General features: G+C 41.3%; 20 protein-coding genes, 1 pseudogene and 1 riboswitch. Of the genes and pseudogenes, 13 read left to right on the forward strand and 8 right to left on the reverse strand.

All coding sequences use genetic code 11. The features are described from left to right. Nucleotides 1-70 precede the first annotated feature (70 nt). A riboswitch (SAM riboswitch) is annotated at nucleotides 71-171 on the forward strand. Between the two features lie 88 nt (nucleotides 172-259). Beyond that, nucleotides 260-1369 carry a 5-methyltetrahydropteroyltriglutamate--homocysteine S-methyltransferase gene (locus AU377_RS14970; protein WP_067408682.1) on the forward strand — a complete coding sequence of 370 codons (1110 nt, stop codon included), beginning with the start codon at nucleotides 260-262 and terminating at the stop codon, nucleotides 1367-1369. Between the two features lie 89 nt (nucleotides 1370-1458). On the opposite strand, the pseudogene AU377_RS15800 reads toward AU377_RS14970, so the two are convergent. From AU377_RS15800 to AU377_RS14995, 5 genes and pseudogenes are all read right to left on the reverse strand, one after another. Then, nucleotides 1459-1719 (reverse strand): annotated as a pseudogene (locus AU377_RS15800) (TetR/AcrR family transcriptional regulator); the annotation flags it as partial. Nucleotides 1720-2160: 441 nt separating this feature from the next. Beyond that, a complete protein-coding gene (locus tag AU377_RS14975; RefSeq protein ID WP_067408684.1) occupies nucleotides 2161-2748 on the reverse strand; it encodes an HAD family acid phosphatase in 588 nt (195 codons plus the stop codon). Nucleotide 2749: 1 nt separating this feature from the next. Then, on the reverse strand, nucleotides 2750-3862 hold the full coding sequence (gene ribD / locus AU377_RS14980) for a bifunctional diaminohydroxyphosphoribosylaminopyrimidine deaminase/5-amino-6-(5-phosphoribosylamino)uracil reductase RibD (protein ID WP_067408687.1): 1113 nt from the start codon (nucleotides 3860-3862) through the stop codon (nucleotides 2750-2752). Next, nucleotides 3849-4610, reverse strand: coding sequence for a GTP cyclohydrolase II (locus AU377_RS14985; RefSeq protein ID WP_067408689.1), 762 nt, complete (start codon nucleotides 4608-4610; stop codon nucleotides 3849-3851). The genes ribD and AU377_RS14985 overlap by 14 nt, the downstream gene beginning before the upstream one ends. Before the next feature lie 496 nt (nucleotides 4611-5106). Continuing rightward, nucleotides 5107-5415, reverse strand: coding sequence for a helix-turn-helix domain-containing protein (locus tag AU377_RS14995; protein WP_067408692.1), 309 nt, complete (start codon nucleotides 5413-5415; stop codon nucleotides 5107-5109). Nucleotides 5416-5619: 204 nt separating this feature from the next. Between AU377_RS14995 and AU377_RS15000 the strand changes: the two genes are divergently transcribed. The 4 genes from AU377_RS15000 (at nucleotide 5620) to AU377_RS15805 (ending at nucleotide 8760) form a co-directional block, all read left to right on the forward strand. Beyond that, complete coding sequence (locus AU377_RS15000; protein WP_067408694.1) at nucleotides 5620-6693, forward strand: LLM class flavin-dependent oxidoreductase; 1074 nt, start codon at nucleotides 5620-5622, stop codon at nucleotides 6691-6693. An 82-nt stretch (nucleotides 6694-6775) separates the two neighbouring features. Then, nucleotides 6776-7192, forward strand: a complete 417-nt coding sequence (locus tag AU377_RS15005; protein WP_067408696.1) for a DoxX family protein — start codon at nucleotides 6776-6778, stop codon at nucleotides 7190-7192. Between the two features lie 94 nt (nucleotides 7193-7286). After that, entirely contained in the window at nucleotides 7287-7883 is a 597-nt protein-coding gene (locus tag AU377_RS15010) for an NADPH-dependent FMN reductase (protein ID WP_067408698.1), read from the forward strand. 205 nt (nucleotides 7884-8088) lie between these two features. Continuing rightward, entirely contained in the window at nucleotides 8089-8760 is a 672-nt protein-coding gene (locus AU377_RS15805; RefSeq protein WP_082732070.1) for a MarR family winged helix-turn-helix transcriptional regulator, read from the forward strand. A gap of 114 nt (nucleotides 8761-8874) precedes the next feature. Here the strand turns inward: AU377_RS15805 and AU377_RS15020 are convergent, their stop codons facing one another. Together AU377_RS15020 and AU377_RS15025 are read right to left on the reverse strand one after the other, a co-directional pair. Further along, nucleotides 8875-9831 carry a glycerophosphodiester phosphodiesterase family protein gene (locus tag AU377_RS15020; RefSeq protein ID WP_067408700.1) on the reverse strand — a complete coding sequence of 319 codons (957 nt, stop codon included), beginning with the start codon at nucleotides 9829-9831 and terminating at the stop codon, nucleotides 8875-8877. 186 nt (nucleotides 9832-10017) lie between these two features. Beyond that, nucleotides 10018-10572 (reverse strand): NADPH-dependent FMN reductase, encoded by a 555-nt coding sequence (locus AU377_RS15025; RefSeq protein WP_067408702.1) that lies wholly within the window; start codon nucleotides 10570-10572, stop codon nucleotides 10018-10020. Between the two features lie 352 nt (nucleotides 10573-10924). Between AU377_RS15025 and AU377_RS15600 the strand changes: the two genes are divergently transcribed. Both AU377_RS15600 and hutU (AU377_RS15030) read left to right on the forward strand, forming a co-directional pair. Then, entirely contained in the window at nucleotides 10925-11101 is a 177-nt protein-coding gene (locus AU377_RS15600) for a hypothetical protein (RefSeq protein WP_156450466.1), read from the forward strand. Nucleotides 11102-11611: 510 nt separating this feature from the next. Then, the gene (gene hutU / locus AU377_RS15030) at nucleotides 11612-13333 is read left to right on the forward strand and encodes a urocanate hydratase (protein ID WP_067408704.1); all 1722 of its coding nucleotides are present in this window, start codon (nucleotides 11612-11614) and stop codon (nucleotides 13331-13333) included. Between the two features lie 82 nt (nucleotides 13334-13415). Here hutU (AU377_RS15030) and AU377_RS15035 read toward each other — a convergent pair whose 3' ends face one another. Then, on the reverse strand, nucleotides 13416-15125 hold the full coding sequence (locus AU377_RS15035; RefSeq protein WP_082732071.1) for a sigma-54-dependent Fis family transcriptional regulator: 1710 nt from the start codon (nucleotides 15123-15125) through the stop codon (nucleotides 13416-13418). Nucleotides 15126-15508: 383 nt separating this feature from the next. On the opposite strand from AU377_RS15035, the gene hutU (AU377_RS15040) reads away from it, so the two are divergent. The 6 genes from hutU (AU377_RS15040) (at nucleotide 15509) to hutH (ending at nucleotide 24161) form a co-directional block, all read left to right on the forward strand. Beyond that, a complete protein-coding gene (gene hutU / locus AU377_RS15040) occupies nucleotides 15509-17230 on the forward strand; it encodes a urocanate hydratase (protein ID WP_067408704.1) in 1722 nt (573 codons plus the stop codon). A gap of 90 nt (nucleotides 17231-17320) precedes the next feature. Further along, complete coding sequence (locus AU377_RS15045; protein WP_253724508.1) at nucleotides 17321-18703, forward strand: YjiH family protein; 1383 nt, start codon at nucleotides 17321-17323, stop codon at nucleotides 18701-18703. Between the two features lie 39 nt (nucleotides 18704-18742). Beyond that, nucleotides 18743-19984, forward strand: a complete 1242-nt coding sequence (gene hutI, locus AU377_RS15050) for an imidazolonepropionase (RefSeq protein ID WP_253724509.1) — start codon at nucleotides 18743-18745, stop codon at nucleotides 19982-19984. A 29-nt stretch (nucleotides 19985-20013) separates the two neighbouring features. Continuing rightward, entirely contained in the window at nucleotides 20014-21177 is a 1164-nt protein-coding gene (locus tag AU377_RS15055; RefSeq protein ID WP_156450467.1) for a M20/M25/M40 family metallo-hydrolase, read from the forward strand. 63 nt (nucleotides 21178-21240) lie between these two features. Then, nucleotides 21241-22587, forward strand: a complete 1347-nt coding sequence (locus AU377_RS15060) for a Na+/H+ antiporter family protein (RefSeq protein WP_067408712.1) — start codon at nucleotides 21241-21243, stop codon at nucleotides 22585-22587. A gap of 20 nt (nucleotides 22588-22607) precedes the next feature. Then, nucleotides 22608-24161: a histidine ammonia-lyase gene (gene hutH, locus AU377_RS15065; protein ID WP_067408714.1), complete on the forward strand. Its 1554-nt coding sequence runs from the start codon at nucleotides 22608-22610 to the stop codon at nucleotides 24159-24161. Nucleotides 24162-24235: the final 74 nt, after the last annotated feature.

The following is a 24235-nucleotide window of genomic DNA, read 5'->3' on the forward strand; positions in this document are numbered from 1 at the left end:
GGAACATTCAAATTATGATTGACATTCAATTATTTCACGTGTAAAGTGGTGACTAACTTAATAAGCGACTTTCTTATCCAGAGAGGTGGAGGGACTGGCCCTATGAAACCTCAGCAACAGACTTGTACAGAACTGTGCTAATTCCAGTAGCGAAAAGCTTGGAGATAAGAAGAGTAGATGCCGAAATTGCTGAACTCTTCTTATTTATAAGAAGGGTTTTTTCCTTATTAAGAAAAAATGAGAAAAGGGGAAATCAGCAATGACAAAAACTAAAATCATTACAGCACCATTTAGGGCGGATCACGTAGGGAGCTTATTAAGACCGGAAAATCTGCATGAAGCTAGAAGGTTGTTTAAAGAGGGAGAAATTACAGCTAAGCAGCTTCGCAACGTAGAAACAGATGAAATTAAAAGAATTGTTGATAAACAGATCGAGGTTGGTTTGGAGCTTGTGACAGACGGAGAGTTCAGGCGGCGTTTCTGGCATACGGATTTCTTAGAGCACTTAAACGGAATTGAAGGGTATGTACCGGAACAAGGTTATATTTTTAACGGAGATGAAGAAACAGAACGCTATAATATTCGTAACATCGGAAAAATTTCGTTCAACCATGATCATCCGCATGTTAAAGACTTCATAGAGTTTAATGAGATCGTTGGCGGACGTGCAGTTGCGAAACAAACCATTCCAAGTCCAAACCAATTGTTTAACATTGGGATTAGAGATGAAAATATTTACCCGGATATTGAAGAGTATGCAAAAGATATTATTCAAACATACCGTGATGCAATAAAGGCTTTTTATGACGCGGGCGTTCGCTATTTACAACTGGATGATGTGTATATTGCTGGGCTTTCTTCACCGGATATTCCATTTAATGACGGTAAATATTCAAGAGAGTATTTAATTGACTTAGCGCTTCGTGTTGCCAATGAAGTATTAGAAGGGAAACCTGAAGACTTATTTGTGACAACTCATTTATGTCGCGGAAACTACCGATCCAACTGGGCTTTTGAAGGCAGTTACGATTTAATTGCGGAAAGATTTTTGGCAAAAGAAAAAGTGGACGGATTTTTCTTGGAGTATGACGATGAGCGTTCAGGCGGCTTCGAACCGCTTCAACATATTCCAAAAGACGGAGCGAGAGTAGTTTTAGGTGTCATTACTTCTAAAAGGGGAGAACTTGAAGCGAAAGAGCTCGTTAAATCACGGATTGAAGAAGCGTCGAAATACGTTTCACTTGAACAAATTTGCTTAAGTCCACAATGTGGATTTGCTTCAACGCATCACGGAAACAAGTTGACAGAAGAAGAGCAGTGGGAAAAGTTGAAGTTTATTGTAGATTTATCAAAAGAGATTTGGGGTTAAGTAAGTAGATAGATAATAGATGAGCGAAGGAACTGTTTTGACAAATACTCTTACAGTTCCTTCGCTTATTGGATTGATTCAATAGAAGCTCATGTCCAATCGTCGGTAGACGTAAAATTGATCCCGGAAAGTAAAGAAGGAATTGCCAATTTGATAAATTCTTCCGGCAGGGTCCCCTGACTACTTCTTCTTCATTCCACAGAAGTTCCGTAAATTCCCCAACTTAACATGACAGCAGTAACTTTTAGCACTTGCTTGTTTTCAGTTGGATTTTGCTTGAATAACATTTTATAAAAAATAACTTCAAGCTGTTCCCTAATAATACGGGCAATTGTATCCTCGTAGGACCTTCAACCCCAAAAACAACCATCCCTTTCTAGCTTGCTTGAAAAAGAAAAACTTTTGTTTTCCAAAGAAATTGAAGTTATGTATGACATTGAACAATCAGAAGTACACGCTTTTATTGAAAAAGAGCTTTCGCCAGGACGTTATCAAGCAAAGGAAATTCTAGGGGAATTCTATTTCACAACTACTAACTAATCAAAGGGGCCATTTGTATTGTTGCAAAACTTGAAGCGAAAAATCATGCACAGCCGTTCAGAGGCCCATTCACAATTACACATGTCCAACCAAGGTAAGGGCTGTCCTAAATCGAAGGGCCAGGCACCATTGAACACTAAATATAGTATCAAAATTGAAAGATGATACTACATTTTGAAAGTGTATCGTGGTGCCAGGCACTTCTAGGACAGTCCCTTATTTTACTCTCCTATGTCTGCAAAACGCTTCATTTAAGCTTGCGTCGAAGATTGTTTTTCTTTGCCTAGTAGATCAAATAGTTCAGACCAGTTTGTAATTCGTGGAATTGCTAAATGCTGATTATAAGATTGGTTTTTCACAAACAAGTTTAGCTGACAGTCTCCCAATGTATCAAGAACCGCAGGCTTATCATCGAAATAATAGTCTAGTTCCAACTCTTTAATAATGTAAACCTTATCCTCATCATTCATGCCGTAAAAAAAGCGATCCTTGTGTACCGGAAATTTTTGTTCAATCATCCATTCTCTTGTACGCTCGCCATGTTCTTTCGGTCTTGCTGTAATATAGTAGATTTCATGTCCTTCATGCGCAAGTTTTTGCAACGTTTCCACCGCATTAGGATACGGCGGGCACGATGTGTAATAGATTTCCTCCAGCGAACTTTTCCACATATTGGCGCCTTCTTTAGCTGTCATGCCAAAAAGCTCGTGGATTTCCACTTTGTCCAGCGCATGAAAAAGATCTAGATCCACCTGCTGTTTGAGCTTTTTGTTGTATAAATGAAAAGCATGCTCTCTTAGATTAATCAACGTATCGTCGATATCAAATCCAAACTTCATATTAAACACCTTCAGTTGATTTCGTTGTGTATTTTGGATAGCCCGTAAACTTAAAATCTTTCCCAATTGGCGTAATGTGGAGATCTTCTAATTCTACGGCATCACGCATGAGTGCAGCACCTGCACCTTCCAAGAATGTCGGCGCTTGTGCGCCGCCAATTAGTTTTGGCGCAATATAAATTTCCACCTTGTCAACAAGCTGTTGTTCTAGGAAAGCAGCATGAATTGAACCACCGCCTTCAATTAAGACGGACGAAACAAGTTTTTCACCAAGCATCCGAATAACATCCTGCGGATCGACATGACGAATGCCTGAAGTGTGGAAAATGGAAACACCTCGTTCCCCTAACGTCTTCTTAGCCTCTTCATTGTACGTATTTGCAGTGAAAATCCATGTTTCCGCCTGCCCATCCGTCACAACTTTTGCATCGAGAGGGATGCGCAAGGAGGAATCTAAAATAATACGAATCGGATTTCTGCCATTTGGAATCCTTGTCGTCAGTTCCGGGTTATCTTCAATGACCGTATTCACACCGACTAAAATGGCCATATTTTCATTTCGCAAAACATGTACATCGTTTCTCGCTTCGAGAGATGTAATCCATTTACTGTCCGCTGTATGTGTGGCAATTTTTCCATCCAATGTGCTGCCGGCTTTCATTGTTATAAAAGGTTTTTGTTCGACGATGAATTTATTAAATACCTCATTCATCTTTCGGGATTGTTCTTCTAATACACCGACAATCACTTCAATGCCTGCCTCTTCTAACATCTTCACGCCATTCCCCGCAACAACCGGATTTGGGTCGAGTGTCGCAATGACGACTTTTTGAATGCCCGCCTCAATAATTGCTTTAGCGCATGGGCCTGTACGCCCAAAATGAGAGCAAGGCTCAAGAGTGACGTAAATTGTACCGCCATTCGCCTGCTTACCCGCCATTCTAATCGCATGGATTTCGGCATGTGGTTCGCCGGCTTTCAAATGCGTACCCATTCCGACAATTCGATTGTTGTTGACAATCACCGAACCGACAAGTGGATTCGGGTCAGTCTGTCCCTTCATGGCCCGCGCGTTTTCCAAAGCTAACTTCATATAAAATTCATGGTTGGTCATCTAGATTTGTCCCTTCTTCTCCAATATGGCCAGAACGTTGAATTTTTACTTGCAAATAATTTTCATTGAACGCTGATTTGTCACCCCATAGCGGTTCTCTTCCAGACAGTCGAAGACCAGCATTTTGCATCGCCTCCAGTTTCTTGGGGTTATTTGTCATAAGTGTAACCGGCTTTGTTCGAAGTGTTTTCAAAATACGAATGGCATCCTCGTAATTTCTCGCATCATCGACAAAGCCAAGGCTTTCGTTTGCTTCTACGGTATCGTAACCGTTCTCTTGAAGCACATACGCCATCGCTTTACTGAATAAGCCAATTCCACGACCTTCATGGTTCGCCAAGTAAAATAAAGCACCTGTCCCACGCACTACAATATTCCTCATCGACTGCTTTAACTGATAACCACAATCACATCTTTTACTGCCAAATATGTCGCCCGTATGACAAATAGAATGCATCCGAATGAGTGCATCGTCCGCGTTTTCAAAATCACCATAGACAAGCACGCTCGATTGTTGGTACTCCGCCAAATTGGCAGACGCCAGTTGATCAATAATTTCTTGGTAATTATCCGTTACTTGGCATTGGTTTAGCCAACAATACCATTGGAAAATAACCGTTTCTCCATCAAGATTCACGGGTAGTTGAATGGGACCCACCAAGTAGGTGGCACCTCGATCTGTTTCAATCAATTGAATTTTTTCCTTTAAGACATCAAGAACTTTCTGTTCCAGTTTTGCATGTAACATAAAATCATTCCTTTTATTTAAATTGGAGTTATTGCGTAAATTGGTGAGCTGTCATGTAGATTATGGCAGCTTACTACTGAAAATATCACAAATATTAAAATGTAAGCCCAAGTTCATAATCCACCATTTCTACCATACTTAATCATTCGTTGGTGAATATACTCTTTGGATTACATTCATTATTATGATAGCAAACAATGAGGAGAAAATTGTGTGCTAAGTTTAAAAATGGGGGCAGCGGCAACTATTATTTTCACTGTAGCCATAGCATATGCAGAAGTTTCTAGCGTATCTATACGTTCAATTCGCAGGGAACGAGATCGCAAAAATCGACAGTGTTTTTTGCGGAATAATCAAGCTCGTCTTCACGTACGAGACCCACCTTGGAAACTAATGATGGATATACACGTTTGGTTCTCTGTTAAAGATGTCTAAATACCGAAAAAGCGTCCTCGGTTTTAATCATTACTGGGGACACTTTTATTTAAACGGAACCTTATGCCTCTAACCAGTTCTGTGACCACTTTTCCATTTCTCGCATAAGAGGCTCTAGCGATCTGCCTTTGTCTGTTAAAGAATATTCGATTCGAACGGGTGTCTCTGGGAAAACCTCCCTATTAACAATCCCTTCGCTTTCAAGATCCTTTAACCTTTCGGATAGAACTCTGCCACTTATACCGATTGATGATTCAATACTGCAAAAACGCTGTGGGCCAGGTAGTAGTTGGTAAACAATTAAACCTGTCCACCTCTGGCTTAATAAACCTATAGCCTTTTCAAACCTAGGACAAATCGACTTCCCCAATTTAATCAGCTCCTTACTTATAGTATAAGTATCATTAATAAATAATTAAATAGCTTTTTACAAATCACTTACTTGACTACCGTTAACTTTGATTATATACTAACTTACGTAAAGTAACCAACTAACAATTTGTTTATTGTGAATATCAATAGAAGGCTCGGTTAAGAGTGAGTCTAAGGAATAGATGGGGGGATAAAAACTACAATGCGTGAAATTGAAGGAATTAAAAATTCAGGAATTGAAATTGGTTTATATACACTGGGAGATATCGTTCCAGATCCGGTTACTGGCAAAGCAATCAGTGCAGGACAAAGAACTAGGGAGATAATGGAAGCAGCCAAACTTGCCGATGAGGCAGGGCTGGATGTTTTCGGGATAGGCGAGCATCACCGATTAGACTACGCCACATCCTCACCCGCTGTTGTCTTAGCCGCCATCGCCCAAATTACCAAACGAATCAAATTGACAAGTGCAACGACAGTGTTAAGCACGGTTGACCCAGTTCGTTTGTTTGAAGACTTTGCTACATTGGATTTACTATCGGATGGACGTGCAGAAATAATTGCAGGTCGTGGTGCATTTGTTGAATCATTCCCTCTTTTCGGTTATGACACAAATGACTATGATGCCTTGTTTTCGGAACATATCGATTTGTTATTAAAGCTCAATGAAAACGAAAGAATTACATGGGACGGACACTTTCGCCCGTCATTAAGAAATGCTGAAATTGCACCCCGCCCCTTGCAGAAAGAGTTACCAATATGGGTTGGCGTTGGAGGAACTCCAATTAGTGCAGCCCGCGCTGGTAGGTTGGGTGTCGGGATGGCGATAGCAATTCTTGGAGGTGATCCCATGCGATTTGAGCCGCTAGTTGAATTGTATCGTCAAGCTGGAATCGAGGCTGGACATGTTTTGGAAGATCTCAAGGTTGGTGTAACTGGTCACGGATATTTTTCAAAGACCACTCAACAAGCCAAAGATGAATTCTATCCGTATTATTCAAATTATTGGTCATACGTAAACCGTCAGCGAGGGATGAGCGGCGGAGGGATGTCACGAGCAGATTTTGAACAAATGACTGCTTCTGACACTGCTTTGTTCGTAGGAAGCCCACAACAGATCGTTGAGAAAATCCTTTACCAATACGAACTCTTTGGGCATCAACGTTTTATGGCACAGATCGATATAGGTGGCTTGCCATTTAAAAAAGTTGCCGAAGCTATTGAGTTATTTGCTACAGAGGTGGCTCCAATTGTCAGGAAGGCAACGAGTAAATAAAGATTGAGTAGATGGAATCTGACTTTTTAGCTGGAAATCTTAAGTAGAAAATCAAGAAATCATAAATAGAGGAGAATGAATGATGGGATCAAGATATGAATGGAGTTTGTTAATTCTTCGAGTAGTTTTAGGAATAACGTTCCTAATCCATGGTGTAGCAAAATTTCAAATGGGGCTTGGTAATGTAGCAGGCTGGTTTGAAAGTATTGGTATTTTAGGATTCTTGGGATATGTTGTTGCTTTCATTGAACTGTTCGGAGGAATCGCTTTAATTTTTGGGATTGGAACTAGAGTTGTCTCGGTATTAATCGCTTTGGTGTTGCTTGGGGCCATCTTTAAAGCAAAATTATCTTTGGGTTTCATGGGAAGTGAAGCAGCAGGCTATGAATTAGATGTAGCTTTATTATCAATTGCAGGAGTACTTTTGATTAGCGGAAGCCAGTTGTTCGCTTTAGATAAAAAGCTTTTCGGATCTGCAAAGGAAATAAAGTCTAATTGATACATTTTGATAAGTACGAAGTGAAAAATAAAAGTATAGAATGGGCACAATTGAAATTGAAAAAAGTACTTTTTAGGGAGGTGAAATTGAGCAAATGGGATTTTTAAGTAAGTTATTTGGATCAAAACAAGAGGAGGAAAAAACGATGACAAAATCAAATATAGGTATTATTTTAGGGTCAACACGTGAAGGACGTGTAAGTCCACAAGTAGGGGCATGGGTAAAAGAATTGGCAGATAAACGTGGGGATGCAAACTACACGATTATCGATATCGCAGATTACAAATTACCACTTTTAGGTGAAGCGGGCGGCGACGCATCAGGTGCGGCAGCTTGGTCAGAAATCATTGCAAAACAAGACGGATTCGTATTCATCGTTCAAGAATACAATCACTCTATCACAGGAGCATTAAAAAATGCTTTGGATTACTTACGTGAAGAGTGGAACAACAAAGCAGCGGGGATCGTATCATATGGTTCAGTAGGTGGAGCTCGTGCGGCAGAACATTTACGTGGTATTTTAAGTGAATTACTCGTTGCACATGTACGTGTACATCCGGCATTATCATTATTTACAGACTTCGAGAATGGAACGGACTTCAAACCAGCCGCTGTTCAAGCGAATTCAGTGAACGAAATGCTAGACCAAGTGATCCCTTGGACAACTGCATTAAACACAATACGTAAATAAGACTCGTGTAAGTGAATTTCTATAAAGAGACTGTCCTAAAACGAAGAGCCAAGCACTTCCAGGACTGTCTCTTTTACTTTTCTAGCACCTTAATATGTGATATAAAAGCATGTATTTAGCTAGAATTCGAGATATTAATCTTGAATCTTTATCATTTGCGCGGTAAATTGATGACAAGATAAACGATGGGGAGGAGGAAACGGGAATGCGTAATCACACGATTGGTTCACTCATTTGGTTACGCTTAATGCGTTTTACAAACCAAAGTAACCAACTTTCAAATGATTTTTTAAAGCGCTTTGATCTGACAACAGCGCAATTTGATGTACTCGTTCAAATTCAACTTTACCAGCCGCTTACGCAAAGTGAATTGGCTAAAAAAGTGACGGTTACACAAGGCGGTATTTCTCGTATGCTTGCACGGCTTGAAAAAGAGGGTTACATTCTACGGAAACAAAGCTGGAAAACGAAAACAATTAGCTTAACTAAAAAGGCCGAAGAAGTTTTAGCAGAGGCGATGCCTGCCCAACTAGCGTTTCAAACTTCTTTTTTTGAAGATGTATTAACAAAAGAAGAAGAGAAGACGTTGTATCAACTAATGACACGGGTGCACAAGTATAGCCAAAAAAGAAAATTACCGCCGGGCACGGCTAAGCATTACTTAATGATCGAACAACAATTAAAACCAATTTTGGCCTATATGAAGGCGCAAATCGTTCAAACGTATGTATTTATCGAAGAAAAAGATTTTCATCGAAAAAAAATCATAAATGATGATGTGCTTTTCCGAATTGAGCGGTTGGTAGAGGATACAGTAGATTTAACAAAGACGTATACAAAGATTCGAGAAGAGAACGAAGCTGCATATGATTTTTAACTTAGGTGCTTAAGGCTTCCTAAATCAAAATAACGATAAATAAAAAACACCTGTACCCAATAAAGTTATTGTGGTATAGGTGTGTACTTTTATATCCCATCCAAAGCTATCGTTTTAATCTTGTAATAAAGGAGCAATGATATCTACTCGATTCGTCCAAACACCACCGGAATAACGAGAAGGCAGTCGCCTCATATCCTCGGGTGTATCAAAACCTTCTGACCATCCACCGTCACCTGCAACAAGAATCACACGGGTGCCTACATTTCCTAATCTATTGATAAATTTATCCGGCCATCCCCACATCCATGGCGCATAATTCTCCGGAATATGAATTTGTGTATGGTAACAAGCCGAGGGAATATAACCTGTCCACCCGACGGAAATATAAGGAATCATACAACTTTTCAAAGTAGCCATAGACATTACGCGAAGTTCTGGCAGCTTTTCCTTTAATGATTGAATCGGCTGGTCTCCACCATAAACAGTTAGTTGCTTTAAATGTTCATTTGGCAGTTTGGAAAGAAATTGCGCGAGCTGAATTCCTTCCTCTGGATCATCACTTTTAATGTGAATCAAAAACGATTCTTCTGGGAAAAAGGACAGGACCTCTTCAAGAGAAGGCATGAGGCCTACTCCTTTGCCGCGAAAAGGATAGGTTTGCCCATTATCGGCTGTATAACCATAACCAATATCTAATTGTTTGAGCTCTGCCATTGTGTGATCCCTAGTAACGCCTTCGCCATTCGTTCTACACTCCAGCGTCCAGTCATGGAAAACGGCAAACTGACCGTCTTTAGTAGGATGAATATCAAATTCAACGATGTCAGCCCCAGCTTCAAAAGCAGCTTTCATGGAAGGAATCGTATTTTCTAAAAAAGGATGTTCTGGTTCATAGATCCCCTTTGCTGTGCATGTGTCACTGGCAATTCCCTCCATAGGGAAAGTTTGTGACATTCCCCTGTGCGCTAGTAACAGGGGGGCTTCATCTTTAACCTTAGTAAACAGAGAACTGTTATTTAGATAGATGAAGGCAGCCACGACTAATAAAAAGATTATAAGTCCTTTCATCGTTTTTTAAAATTTCTTCATACTTTCCTCCGACTTATCAATTTCCATTAATAACTTTCAAAAATAGTATAGCAAAAACTACTTCATATTCTGAAACGAAACAGGTGGAGAAAAACGACTCGTTTTTCTCCACCTGTTTCATACCTGTTTTTATAGGATTGTCCTAGAAGTGCTGGGCTCTTCGTTTTATTCGTGATGTTTCTCAATTAATTCAACAAAAGTATCGACAAAAGATTGTAGGAATTGAACGGTTTTTTCATTGGCAATTTTACCTTCTTCATCCAATAAATTTGCTGAATCGGAAATGTACACTTCAGGCTGTTGAACGACCGGCATATTTAAAACAGATAGTACTTGCCGTAAATGATGATTTGCACCAAATGCACCTAAATTTCCAGGGGATTGGCTGATGATGGCAGCAGGTTTCCCATTCCACACGCTTTTGCCAAGAGGGCGGGAGCCTATGTCGAGTGCATTTTTTAATACGGCTGGAATAGAACGATTATATTCAGGTGTTACAAACAAAACGGCGTCAATATCTTTAATTGAGTCACGAAATGCATTAAATTCCCCTAAAACATAGTGATCACTATCATTGTCTTGATTATAAAGAGGCATATAGCCGATTTTGATAAATTCTGTTTCATATCCATCTGGAAATAATGAAGCTACATTAGCTGCAATCTTTTTGGAAAGTGATTCTCTACGTAAACTACCGACCAAAATACCTACTTTTACCACGTCATCCCATCCTTTTACTTTTTAAATTTTCACTGTAAAGGGGTATTTGTATTGACTGAATGTATATTATCGGAATAAAAAATACATTCTATTCCCTCTGTTTCACGGATTTTTAAAGATGTTTTTGTTTTTTTGAAACTACAATTGAGTTGAGTCATCCCTAAAAATCTTATGATCGATTTTGTAGACTTCATCAATTTATCAACCAATCGACCGATACGCAAGTAAAATATCCCAAATTCCCACGTTTAAAAAACGCTTGGAAATTAAAGGGGAGTATTATTTCTGCTAAATAGCGCAATTTACTGTTGTAAGTGAAATTCACTTAACAAAATTATTGGAGTGAAGAAGCATGCCAAACAACAATCAGAATCAGCAAAATCAGAACAAAGAGCAGAACCAACGCAATCAAAGAAATAACCAACAGGGAAGGCAAAATCCAAACAACACAGAATTTGCCAATGATTTTGGCGAAATTACACAAAACTTCCAAAAGCAAAATAACGCTAACCAAAATAACACTAAATAAATCCTGAGAACAAAAACCACCTGCACCCAACAGCAAATGTTGTGGTACAGGTGGTTTTTTAATAATCATGTTTGTTTGGGTGCCTGTGGCACCAAGTCGATCCTAATGGGTCGGCTTTTTTTGTTTTACAGCGTGTGGTGCCAATTGCTCAATAAACGTGAGTTTTTAAGCGCTGGTAGTAGTCCCGGTGATCTAGCATATTGGATTTGCATGTCTCCTTGCAGACTGAAAAATTTATATGCACCGACCCACCTACTCTTATTAATGGATTTACAAGCTTAAGAATTATTTAATCCAATTAACCGCAAAAAATATCTGCATTTATCCGTTTTTAAAATGCGGAAAAGTGTTGGAGAAATAATTTTGATCTTCTAATTGGTAACTTAAATTGCTGATTTCTTGCGGTTTGTAAATGAAAAATGAATTTTTATAACGAATTCGATGAAGTTGGCACGGGAGTTGCATTATTAGAAAAGTGAGAGGCATAAAAAAATTTAGGGGGAATCATCCATGACAAAACCAGAAATCTTATACTCAGTAAAAGCACAAAGGGGTCCGGAATTACGTTGTAAAGGATGGAGACAAGAATCGATCTTGCGCATGCTTGAAAATAATATGGAAAACGCGGAAAAACCGGAAGAGCTTGTCATTTATGGCGGAATCGGAAAAGCGGCGCGTAACTGGGAATCTTACCATGCAATCGTTAAGTCGTTAAAAGAGCTGGAAGATGATGAGACACTAGTCGTTCAATCAGGAATGCCGGTTGCGGTATTTAAAACACATAAATACGCGCCGACAGTCGTCATGGCGACGACGAATATTATGAAGGCGGATTGGCCGACATTCTATGATCTACAAGATAAAAACTTAACAATCTATGCGAACTATACGGCGGCTCCGTGGGAGTATATCGGAACGCAAGGGGTTATCCAAGGGACATTTGAAACACTTTCTGCCATTGCGCGCTTGCATTATAACGACTCCCTTGTTGGGAAAATCTTGTTAACGGCCGGAGCGGGCGGAATGGGCGGTAACCAGACGCGTGCGATGACAATGCACGGCGGTGTAGCGATCTTGTGTGACTCCAACGTAGAAATTATCCAGCGCCGTATCGATAAAGGATTCATCGATGAGCTTGCAGGTTCATTAGATGAAGCCATTGCGAAAGCGAAAGAATACGCAGCAGCAGGAAAACCGCTTGGCATCGCTGTCGTTGGGAACGCAGCGGACGTATTTGAAGAAGTGCTTGAAAAAGGATGGCTACCGGATATTACGACTTCCATGACACCGGGGCATGACCCGATTTCATATTTGCCGGCAGGATATACGGTACAAGAAGCGGAAGAACTGCGTGACACGAACCGTGAATTGTATTTAGAAAAAGCACGCGAAACGATGATCCGTGAATTGAAAGCGCTTATTAAATTTATGGATAAAGGTGTACATTCATTTGAATACGGGACAAGCCACCGAAAAGAATGTGTCGATGCCGGAATGGATCCAGCAGAAGCGAAACGTCTGCCAGGTTTCGTTGCGGAATACATCCGTCCACTATTCTGTGAAGGTCGCGGACCGTTCCGTTGGGTGTGTTTGTCTGGAGATCCAGAAGATCTGCGCAAAATCGACGATATGATTTTGGAGAAATTCAGTGATGATTACCTCGTCACACGTTGGATTAAACTCGCAAAAGAGCATATTCCAATTGAAGCGTTACCGGCACGTATTTGTTACATGGGCTTCGGTCAGCGTAAAGCTTTTGCGCTGGAAGTCAACGACATGATCCGCCGCGGCGAATTGTCAGGTCCGGTTGCGTTCTCCCGTGACAACTTAGACTCTGGTTCCATTGTGAATCCGACATTCGAATCGGAAGATATGAAAGACGGCAGTGACTTGATTTCGGACTGGCCGATGTTGAACGGTCTATTGAACGCAGTCGGTATGTGTGACTTGATCGCGATCCAAGCGAACTATTCAATGGGTGAAGCGGTGCATACGGGCGTGACAATGGTAGCGGATGGAACAGCAGAATCTGATATGCGCCTTGAAGTTGCGATGACGGTTGACTCAGGTATTGGTGTCGTACGACATGCGCAAGCAGGTTATGAAATTGCTCGCGACGTTGCGAACGGAAAAGGAAAACTAACGGATGAAAGCATTCAAATCCCGCTATGGTGGACACCTGAAGCGACATTTGGCCCGAAAGATTTGAAGAAAGAAGAAGTGAAAGCATAATATGTTCTAATGAAACATTGAGGGTTTCAACCAAAAGCAGAACAGAGCTATCCATTGTAGCCCTGTTCTGCTTTTATTTTACTCACTGGGGTTTTTTTAGACCATGTTTTTTAATATGGTATTGCAAACTTTGCCGAGTGATGCCAAGTTTTTTTGCAGCTTGTGAAACATTCCAGTTTGTTTGCGTTAACGTCATTTCGATAAAATTCTTTTTTGAGTTTGTAAAGATTTCTTTGAGTGGTCTTTTGCTGCTCTCTTGTTGCTCGGCTTGTACATTTTCCCGTCCCGTAAATATTTTTCTTCGCATGTAGGAAGGAAGATGGTCGATTTCAATCTCTTTTGCCGTTTCTGGAACACGAATGACGATATTTTCGATTAAATGCTCTAATTCTCGCGTGTTGCCAGGCCATTGATAATGAAGCAAGGCCGTCTGTAATGCTTCAGAGAACTTTGGAACATATTTCGTAAGCCTTTTTTGATATTTTTGTAGGAAGTAGTCTATAAAGTAATGAACGTCTTCTGTTCTTTCTCGCAAAGGCGGAATATGCAAGCTTGTGTGGGCAATGCGATAAAACAAGTCAAGCCGCATTTTTCCTTCATCAATTAACACTTCTGGATCTTCATTAGATGCACTGATCACTGTACATTTCACCGGTGTCACTTCATTTGAACCTACTTTTCGAACGAGCCGTTCCTGTAAAACTCGCATTAACTTTGCTTGTAATGTCACAGGCATGGAGTTAATCTCATCTAAAAATAGAGTCCCATTTTGTGCGTATTCAAACAGTCCAATTTGATCCGTTGCGCCTGTAAATGCACCTTTGACGGTGCCGAACAATGTGCTTTCCAATAAGTTTTCAGGGATTGCAGCGCAGTTGACCGCAACGAAAGGATGCTCCGCCCTTGGACTATGATTGTGTATGCTTTGTGCAAATAATTCTTTACCAGTTCCGGTTTCTCCAACAATCAATGTATCTGCATTGTGTAAAGCAACATTTTGTGCTTCCTGAATCAGTGTTTTGAGTGCCAGGCTTTTACCTTTGATATCTTTAAATGTGAAAGCGGTTCCATTTTTTGAATCGTTTTTTTCATGATTTGTAGCATTCGCTTGTCTTTTAATTTCGATGGTTTGATGAAGTCGTTCTTTTAGTTTTGACTCATTCGTACTGATAGAAAAAACGGCAATGGTTTCACCATTTTTTTGAATAGGAAAGGTACTATAGTTCACGTATTTAGGCACGCCGTTTACCGTAGAGTGTGCTCGATATCTTGAGAAAATAGGCTTTCCAGTTTTAAATGTATGCTTATGCTCTGAGTATTGTGGATTGTAATTATAGGCAGACCATAAATGTTTGCCGACGATGTCCTGACTGTTTAAGCCCTCCATTTTTTCTTGTGCATGGTTATATAATGTAATTTTTCCTTCCGGGTCACTCATCATTACACCTTCATCGAGAGAGTCGATGATTTTCTCCAAACAATACAATCTTTCTTCAGAATCGGTCATTGTATTTGTCAGCTCTTTTATACATAAGAAAATAGAATGATGCGTAGCCGAAAAGAGTTTTACTTCTATTGAAAAAAGTTTTCCATTTCTAGAGAAGATCGTTGCTTCATTGTTCGTGAAACTTAGATCTTCACAATCTAAAACGGTAGAAATAGGAATGCCTTTTGTCACTTCAATAGGGAAGTTGTCTGTGATGTCGTACCAAAGGATCTCATGTTGTTCGTTTAAAACAATTACCCCATCTAAGAACGTTCGTATAATTGCCCCAATTGTTTCAGCCTTCAAGGAACGCTTCCCCCTTTGTCTAATGAATCACTTGTAGTATAACATAATTTTGATTCTTGGGAATTATTGAAAAAGTATCTGCACCTGCTTTTTATCTTTTCTGCGCCATCAGAAAATCATGAATGATGGTGGTTCTACAGGTTTTTAGCTTCGTTTTATTTGCACTGCACCTGCAAAATTTATCTGCATTTTTTCTGTTTATTTTCCACGAGATTCAAAATAATAAAGCCTACAGCAGTTTGGAAATGTTGAAAGAAACGTTAAGATAAAGCGTTTTTTTGAATTGATATAAAATTATTCTATCTAATTCGATAGTTTCGGCATGACACTTGCAATATAGAAGAGTAAGAAAGGCAACTATATTATTTTAGGGGGAATCATCCATGACAAAACCAGAAATCTTATACTCAGTAAAAGCGCAGAGAGGTCCGGAATTACGTTGTAAAGGATGGAGACAAGAATCAATCTTGCGCATGCTTGAAAATAATATGGAAAACGCGGAAAAACCGGAAGAGCTTGTCATTTATGGCGGAATTGGGAAAGCTGCGCGTAACTGGGAATCTTACCATGCGATTGTGAAATCATTAAAAGAGCTGGAAGATGACGAGACGCTGGTCGTTCAATCGGGAATGCCGGTTGCGGTATTCAAAACACATAAATATGCGCCGACAGTCGTCATGGCGACGACGAATATTATGAAGGCGGATTGGCCGACATTCTATGATCTACAAGATAAAAACTTAACAATCTATGCGAACTATACGGCGGCTCCGTGGGAGTATATCGGAACGCAAGGGGTTATCCAAGGGACATTTGAAACACTTTCTGCCATTGCGCGCTTGCATTATAACGACTCCCTTGTTGGGAAAATCTTGTTAACGGCCGGAGCGGGCGGAATGGGCGGTAACCAGACGCGTGCGATGACAATGCACGGCGGTGTAGCGATCTTGTGTGACTCCAACGTAGAAATTATCCAGCGCCGTATCGATAAAGGATTCATCGATGAGCTTGCAGGTTCATTAGATGAAGCCATTGCGAAAGCGAAAGAATACGCAGCAGCAGGAAAACCGCTTGGCATCGCTGTCGTTGGGAACGCAGCGGACGTATTTGAAGAAGTGCTTGAAAAAGGATGGCTACCGGATATTACGACTTCCATGACACCGGGGCATGACCCGATTTCATATTTGCCGGCAGGATATACGGTACAAGAAGCGGAAGAACTGCGTGACACGAACCGTGAATTGTATTTAGAAAAAGCACGCGAAACGATGATCCGTGAATTGAAAGCGCTTATTAAATTTATGGATAAAGGTGTACATTCATTTGAATACGGGACAAGCCACCGAAAAGAATGTGTCGATGCCGGAATGGATCCAGCAGAAGCGAAACGTCTGCCAGGTTTCGTTGCGGAATACATCCGTCCACTATTCTGTGAAGGTCGCGGACCGTTCCGTTGGGTGTGTTTGTCTGGAGATCCAGAAGATCTGCGCAAAATCGACGATATGATTTTGGAGAAATTCAGTGATGATTACCTCGTCACACGTTGGATTAAACTCGCAAAAGAGCATATTCCAATTGAAGCGTTACCGGCACGTATTTGTTACATGGGCTTCGGTCAGCGTAAAGCTTTTGCGCTGGAAGTCAACGACATGATCCGCCGCGGGGAATTGTCAGGTCCGGTTGCGTTCTCCCGTGACAACTTGGACTCTGGTTCCATTGTGAATCCGACATTCGAATCGGAAGATATGAAAGACGGCAGTGACTTGATTTCGGACTGGCCGATGTTGAATGGTCTATTAAACGCAGTCGGGATGTGTGATCTAATCGCGATCCAAGCGAACTATTCAATGGGTGAAGCGGTGCATACGGGCGTGACAATGGTAGCGGATGGAACAGCAGAATCTGATATGCGACTTGAAGTTGCGATGACGGTCGATTCAGGTATTGGGGTCGTTCGACATGCGCAAGCAGGCTATGAAATTGCCCGTGACGTTGCGAATGGAAAAGGAAAACTGACGGACGAAAGCATTCAAATTCCACTTTGGTGGACACCTGAAGCGACATTTGGCCCGAAGGATTTAAAGAAAGAAGAAGTGAAAGCGTAACGCAAGCCGCTTATTAGAATGTGAGTCTGACAATTGTAGAGATCCATATGTATGGATCTCTACAATTCTTTAGGGAGTTTGGTATGAATCTTGAGAATCGTGGATGATGAGGTGAATACGATGAGCGATGTTCCCGAACAAGGATTGGAAAGAGTTTTTAACGAAAAAGAGCAGCGGTCGACCGTTTATTCCGTTAAGAATCTATCTAAGTTTAGTATCTTTAGTGCCATTGGAATTTTTATGTTTTTCGTTCCAATTGATGTAAACGGTAAAAACTCCATTCCATTGGATCACTTAGTTACGTGGATTCGCGGGTCAATTGGAATCGGCGCAGCCTACTATACGATGATCATTGTGTTATTAGGAGCCATCTATCCGTTTTATACAAAATCGTGGAAGAAAGACAAGGTCAATCTTGTCATCAGCTTGTTCAAGGTGTTCGGAGCCATCTCTGCATTCTTAGTATTATTCAACATAGGTCCTGCTTGGCTCCTTGCTGAAGATATGGGTCCATACTGGTTTCACCAGTTATTGACGCCAATTGGCATGCTCGTTCCAATTGGTGCGATTTTCCTTGCGATGCTCGTTGGTTATGGATTACTCGAACTCATTGGTGTTTTTATGCAGCCGGTTATGCGGCCGCTTTGGCGAACGCCCGGGCGATCCGCTATCGATGCGGTGGCATCCTTCGTAGGAAGTTATTCAATCGGTTTATTAATTACGAACCGAATTTATAAAGAAGGAAAGTATACGAAAAGAGAAGCGATCATTATCGCTACCGGCTTTTCAACAGTATCCGCGACATTCATGATTGTCGTAGCGAAAACGTTAGACTTGATGCATATTTGGAATTTGTATTTTTGGTTAACGTTCTTCGTTACCTTTGTTGTAACCGCCATTACCGTTCGCATATGGCCAATCAATAAAATAAAAGATGACTATTATACGGAAGTTGGATTTCCAGAAGAGATCATTCGAAAAAACCGAGTCAAAAAAGCATGGGAATTAGCTATGCAAACAGCAGATCGTGCTCCGTCATTGAGGCGCAATGTTATTGACAATGTGAAAGATGGTTTTGTTATGGCGATGGGCATATTACCTTCCATCATGTCTATCGGTTTAATCGGTTTACTATTGGCCAATCATACGCCAGTATTCGATTATTTTGGTTATTTGTTTTATCCATTAACAACTTTACTGCAAATACCAGAACCTTTTCTTGCAGCGAAGGCAGCGGCTATTAATCTTGTGGATATGTTTTTACCTTCTCTTGTTGTACTGGAGGCAAGTTTGGAAACACGTTTCATCATCGGTTCGTTGTCCATTTCGACGATCTTGTTTTTCTCTGCGCTCATACCTTGTATTCTATCAACCGAAATACCGATTAAGATGAGCCATATTTTGTCGATTTGGTTTATACGAACAGTGTTGTCACTACTTATTATGACCCCGATTGCGTTGTTGATATTATGAAGAAATGCCTTTTGGTAAGGGGAGATGGAGGCTTTAGATATGGTAAATGTCAAAGAAAAATTGAAAGCAGATACGATCATTTCGAATGCAGCGGAGGTGATTACGTGTGTTGGAGATGGCGCAGGCAATCTCGGTGTGTTGACGAATGCCTGGGTTGCATTGAAAGGAGAAACCATTGTTGGAGTTGGTCATGAAGATGAAATAACTGAAAGATTTGTGATGGACGGAACGCGTATGATCGATGCGACTGGAAAAGTCGTCGCTCCAGGTTTTGTGGACAGCCATACGCATCTTGTGTTTAACGGTTCACGTGTCGAGGAATATGCCGCAAAAGTAATCGGCAAAGATCCAAAAGAGCTTGGTATCACAACGGGACCAAATCGGACCATTGAACTGACGCGGGATGCGACCGAAGAGGAATTATTTCAACAAGCAAAAAAACGAATGATGGCAATGCTGGAATTTGGCATCACGACAGTTGAAAGTAAAAGTGGATACGGATTGACGACAGAAAGTGAAGTGAAGATTTTAGAAGTAGGAAGAAGGCTGAATGCTGAAACGCCTGTAGATGTTCTCAACACATTCCTTGGCGCGCACGGAATTCCAGAAGGCATGACGAAAAGTCAATATGTTGACCTGATCATTGATGAAATGATTCCAGAAGTTGGGGAAAAGAAACTGGCAGAGTTTTGTGATGCGTGGTGTGATGATGGCTATTTTACGGCGGAAGAATCGGAACGCATATTGGAAGCTGGTTTAGCGTATGGCATGAAGCCCAAATTACATGCGGATGCGTATTCCTATATTGGCGGGTCGGACTTAGCCGTGAAGATGAACATGGTATCCGTAGATCATATGAATTATACGCCGGATGATGTGATTGAAAAGCTTGCGGCCTCAGAAGTGACAGCTGTTCTTATGCCGGCATTAGACTTTGCGGTTGGACATCAGCGGCCATTTGACGCACGTAAAATGTTGGATGCTGGCGTAAAAGTAGCACTTGCTACCGATCTTTGCCCGGCCTGCTATACCGAATCTATGCAGTTTGTCATTAACTTAGCTTGTCGTCTATACAAATTTTCCGTAGAGGAAGCGATCAAAGCCGCTACATTTGGAGGAGCGCAAGCGCTTGATCTGGATGATCGTGGTGTGATCCAAGAAGGCAAACTAGCTGACCTGCAAATTTGGGATGTACCTTCCTATAAGCACATCGCCTATGAACTTGGAACTAATCTCGTTGAAACGGTTATTAAAAAAGGGAAAGTCGTTGTGTCACGGTAAGAATATAAACTTTCATGGAGGGATCCGAAATGTCCATACAGACATCTATTGCTGCATCTAAAATAAATGAGGAACGTTTATTAAACTTATTCCTTGAATTAGCAAAAATCAACGGACCAAGTACGAAAGAACAGCTTGTTGCGAATTATTTAGCGGACGTGCTGCCTGAACTGGGATTTACATTTGAATTTGATGATGCCCACAAAAACTTTAACGGCGAAGTAGGTAACTTAATTGCATGGAAAGAAGGAACGGATCCTTCCATTCCACCGCTTTTCTTTTCAACCCATATGGACACTGTGTTACCGACAGAAGGACTCAAACCAGTGATTAAAGATGGTGTCATTTATTCTGATGGAACAACGATTTTAGGGGCAGATGATCGCGCTGCACTGGCTGCCTATCTAGAGGCGATTCGTGCAATTATTGAAAGTGGGACGCCACACGGGCCGATTGAATTGATCTTAACGGTCAATGAACAACCTGGGCTTGTTGGCGCAACCTATATGGATTATACGAAAGCAAGAAGTAAAACGGGGTATATTTTCGATAGCAGTGGTGACGTCGGTCAAATTATTTTAAAAGGCCCTTACAGCAGTCGAATTTGGATGGAAGTGAAAGGGAATGCTGCCCATATTGCGCTTAACGCGGAAGAAGGGAATAGTGCGTTTTTGATTGCCGCTGAAGGATTGTTAAATATGAAACTAGGGTCAATTGACGAAGAGACGCTTGCGAATATCGGAATTATAGAAGGTGGGGAGTTAACGTCCATTATACCGGGTGCCATAACGGTTGCGGGGGAGGTACGGAGTTTCTCAAAAGAAAAGCTTGATCAGCAATTAGCACATATGCAGGAAACGATGCAAAAAGCAGCAGAGAAAAACGGCGGCAGTGTAGATGTGAGAATTGAGAAAAAGTATAGTGGATTTGATATTCCAGAAGATCATATCTTAACGAAGACAGTCGAAGCAGCGGCTCGAAACATACAAGTACAGCCTTATCTAACGGAAACGTTGGGCGGCGCTGACACGAATGTGTTAAATGAAAATGGACTAACATGCCTCACATTAGGGCTTGGGTTCCAAAATATCCATTCATTTAGAGAGTGTATTAGTATAGAAAACTTAATAAATACTGGCAGACTCACTGCTGGATTGATTGAACAATGGTACGAAAACCACAAACAAGCATAATCATTGACGGAAAAATAATAGAGCAGGCGTTGTATCTATCCTAATATAAAGGAGAGGGTTTTAATGCTCACAAACCCAGTAGTCATTTCCGTCATTGTCCTGACGGTTTTAAGTTTAGCTAGGGTACATGTAATTTTTGCTTTGTTAATGGCTACCGTTGTCGCAGGTCTAGCAGCCAATCTATCTTTAGCAGATACGGTTTCCACATTTATTGGCGGGATGGGCGGACAATCAGAAACGGCCTTGAGTTACATTTTACTCGGTGTGTTTGCAGCGATGATTGCTTATTCCGGAATTACAACGATTCTAATTAATAAGTTATTAGCAATGAAAAAGACAAGTAAATTTGTGCTACTATTAATAATTGCAGGGCTTACTTGTTTGTCAGGAAACCTTATACCTGTTCACATTGCTTTTATTCCGATTTTAATTCCACCATTATTGCTTTTCTTTAACTATTTGAAGATTGATAGAAGAGCGGTGGCTTGTGCATTAACATTCGGATTGAAGATGCCGTATATTTTGATTCCGGCTGGCTATGGGCTCATTTTTCATGGGATTATTGCGAATGAGATGCAGGCAAACGGTATGCCGGTTTCTCTCGGTCAAATTCCGTTAGCTATGGCACTTCCAGCTCTTGGAATGTTTGTCGGGTTAGCGATTGCGATTTTCATCACGTATCGTAAGCCAAGGGATTATGACAAAGGACAAGAGCAAGAACAAGAACAAAAAGTCCGGTTGGGTGAGGCTTTGGCTGAGATGAGTGCATCGAGTGACGAAGGTCCACGCAAGTTTCAGCCAAAAGATTTTATTACGCTTGCAGCTATCGTTGTCGCACTTGCGACACAAGTTGTCGTTGGTTCTCTTGTTGTAGGTGCTATGGCAGGGATTATCGTGATGTTTGCTGGAAGAATTGTCACGTTAGCGGATGGGGAAGCTGTCGTGCAAGACGGTGTGAAATTGATGGGAGCCATCGCATTCGTCATGCTCATCGCCTCTGGATATGCAACGATCCTGAAAGAAACTGGGGCTGTTGTAGATCTAGTGAATGCGGTAGACTCTGTGATCGGTGATAGTAAATTATTTGGAGCTATTGTCTTACTGCTCATTGGACTTTTAGTGACAATGGGGATTGGTACGTCGTTCGGGACAATTCCAATTTTAGCGACGATTTTTGTTCCATTATGTATGTTAATGGGCTTTAGTCCATTAGCAACCATTGCTTTGCTTGGAACGGCAGGGGCGTTAGGAGATGCGGGATCCCCTGCATCTGATAGCACACTTGGACCGACATCCGGGTTAAATGCAGATGGTAAACATAATCACATTTGGGATACATGCGTACCAACATTTATCCATTACAACATTCCCTTATTTGTTTTTGGGATATTGGCAGCTATGATTTTATAATGTAGAAGGGGTGGTCAGGCATGAAAAGTGGAAAATTAGTAGAAATGGATCGGCCTATCGTGAACAATCTAGTTGAATTGGATGGGTTTACAGTAGATCGGCAGCAGATAGAAAGCGTTGTGTATGGACAGGCAAAAGTCGTGATACCTGAAACAGCATTAGCAAGAGTGCGTGCGAGTAGAGATCGAATTGAAAAACAACTGAAAGATGGAAAAGTGATCTATGGTGTCAATACAGGATTTGGTAAATTAAGTGATATTGAAATTGAAAAAGAAGATATTGCAAAATTACAATTGAACTTACTACGCGCGGATGTCGTAGGGGTTGGCGAGCCGTTACCCAAACCGGTTGTAAGAGCGATGATGGTGTTGCGTGCCAATGCGCTTGCGAAAGGGTTTTCAGGCATTAAAGAAGATACACTATCCTTGTTAGTCGATATGATTAATAAAGGCGTCCATCCAGTGGTACCTTGTAAAGGTTCGGTTGGAGCGAGCGGTGATTTGGCGCCACTTTCACATGTCGCCATTGTTTTAGTCGGAGAAGGAAAGGCAGAATATGAGGGAGAAATTCTTTCCGGTGGGGAAGCGCTAAAACGAGCAGGTTTGAAACCGGTTACATTGGAAGCGAAAGAAGGACTTGCGCTTATTAATGGAACGCAGGCAATGACCGGTGTGGGAGTTGTTGCACTTAATGAAGCAGAGCGAGTCGGATTAGCAGCAGATATGGCGGCCTGTTTGACGATGGAAGCCCTGCAAGGAATTATTTCAGCTTTTGATAGTGATCTATTGGCTGTTCGTCCACATCCGGAACTGGAATTTGTCGCTTCACGCATGCGGAAATGGCTAGAGGGGAGTAAGCGGATCACACATCAAGGTGAAATCCGGATGCAAGACGCCTATTCTATTCGCTGTATCCCGCAAGTACATGGGGCTTCCTGGCAGGCATTTAATTATGTTGAAGAAAGATTGAAAGTTGAGATCAATTCAACAACGGATAATCCTATTATTTTAGAGAATGGCGAAGTACTTTCCGGCGGGCATTTCCATGGTCAGCCGATTGCGCTGGCTATGGATTTTTTAAAAGTCGGTGCAGCAGAATGGGCAAATATTTCCGAACGAAGAACAGAGAGACTCGTGAATCCGCAATTGAGTGGACTGTCCCCATTCTTGGCAGTCGATCCAGGGCTTGAGTGCGGCTTAATGGTTGCGCAATATGCGGCGGCTTCACTCGTTTCTGAAAATAAGGTGTTAGCGCATCCTGCAAGTGTCGATTCGATCCCTACATCGGCCAATCAAGAAGACCATGTCAGCATGGGGACTATTGGATCACGCCAAGCACGCGATATTATCCATAATTCTGCTCGAGTCATCGCGATTGAAATGATTTGTGCATCACAAGCTATTTATTTGGAAGGTGCAGAAAATCAATTGGCACCGGCAACAAGGGCGTATTTGGAAAAGGTGAGGGAAATCTGCCCGCCATTAGAAGGAGATCGGGCGATTTCAGATGAAATGGAAGCATTGGCGCAATTGATATTACATGATAATAGTTTGCGTGAAAATAACTTAAGTTAATGAAAAATAGGACCAGGTCGATCAGCTGCTTTAGTGATCACTTGGTCCTATTTTGATTTTTTTGGAAGTATTTT

The organism is Sporosarcina sp. HYO08 (assembly GCF_001563475.1).
Lineage (GTDB): Bacteria > Bacillota > Bacilli > Bacillales_A > Planococcaceae > Sporosarcina.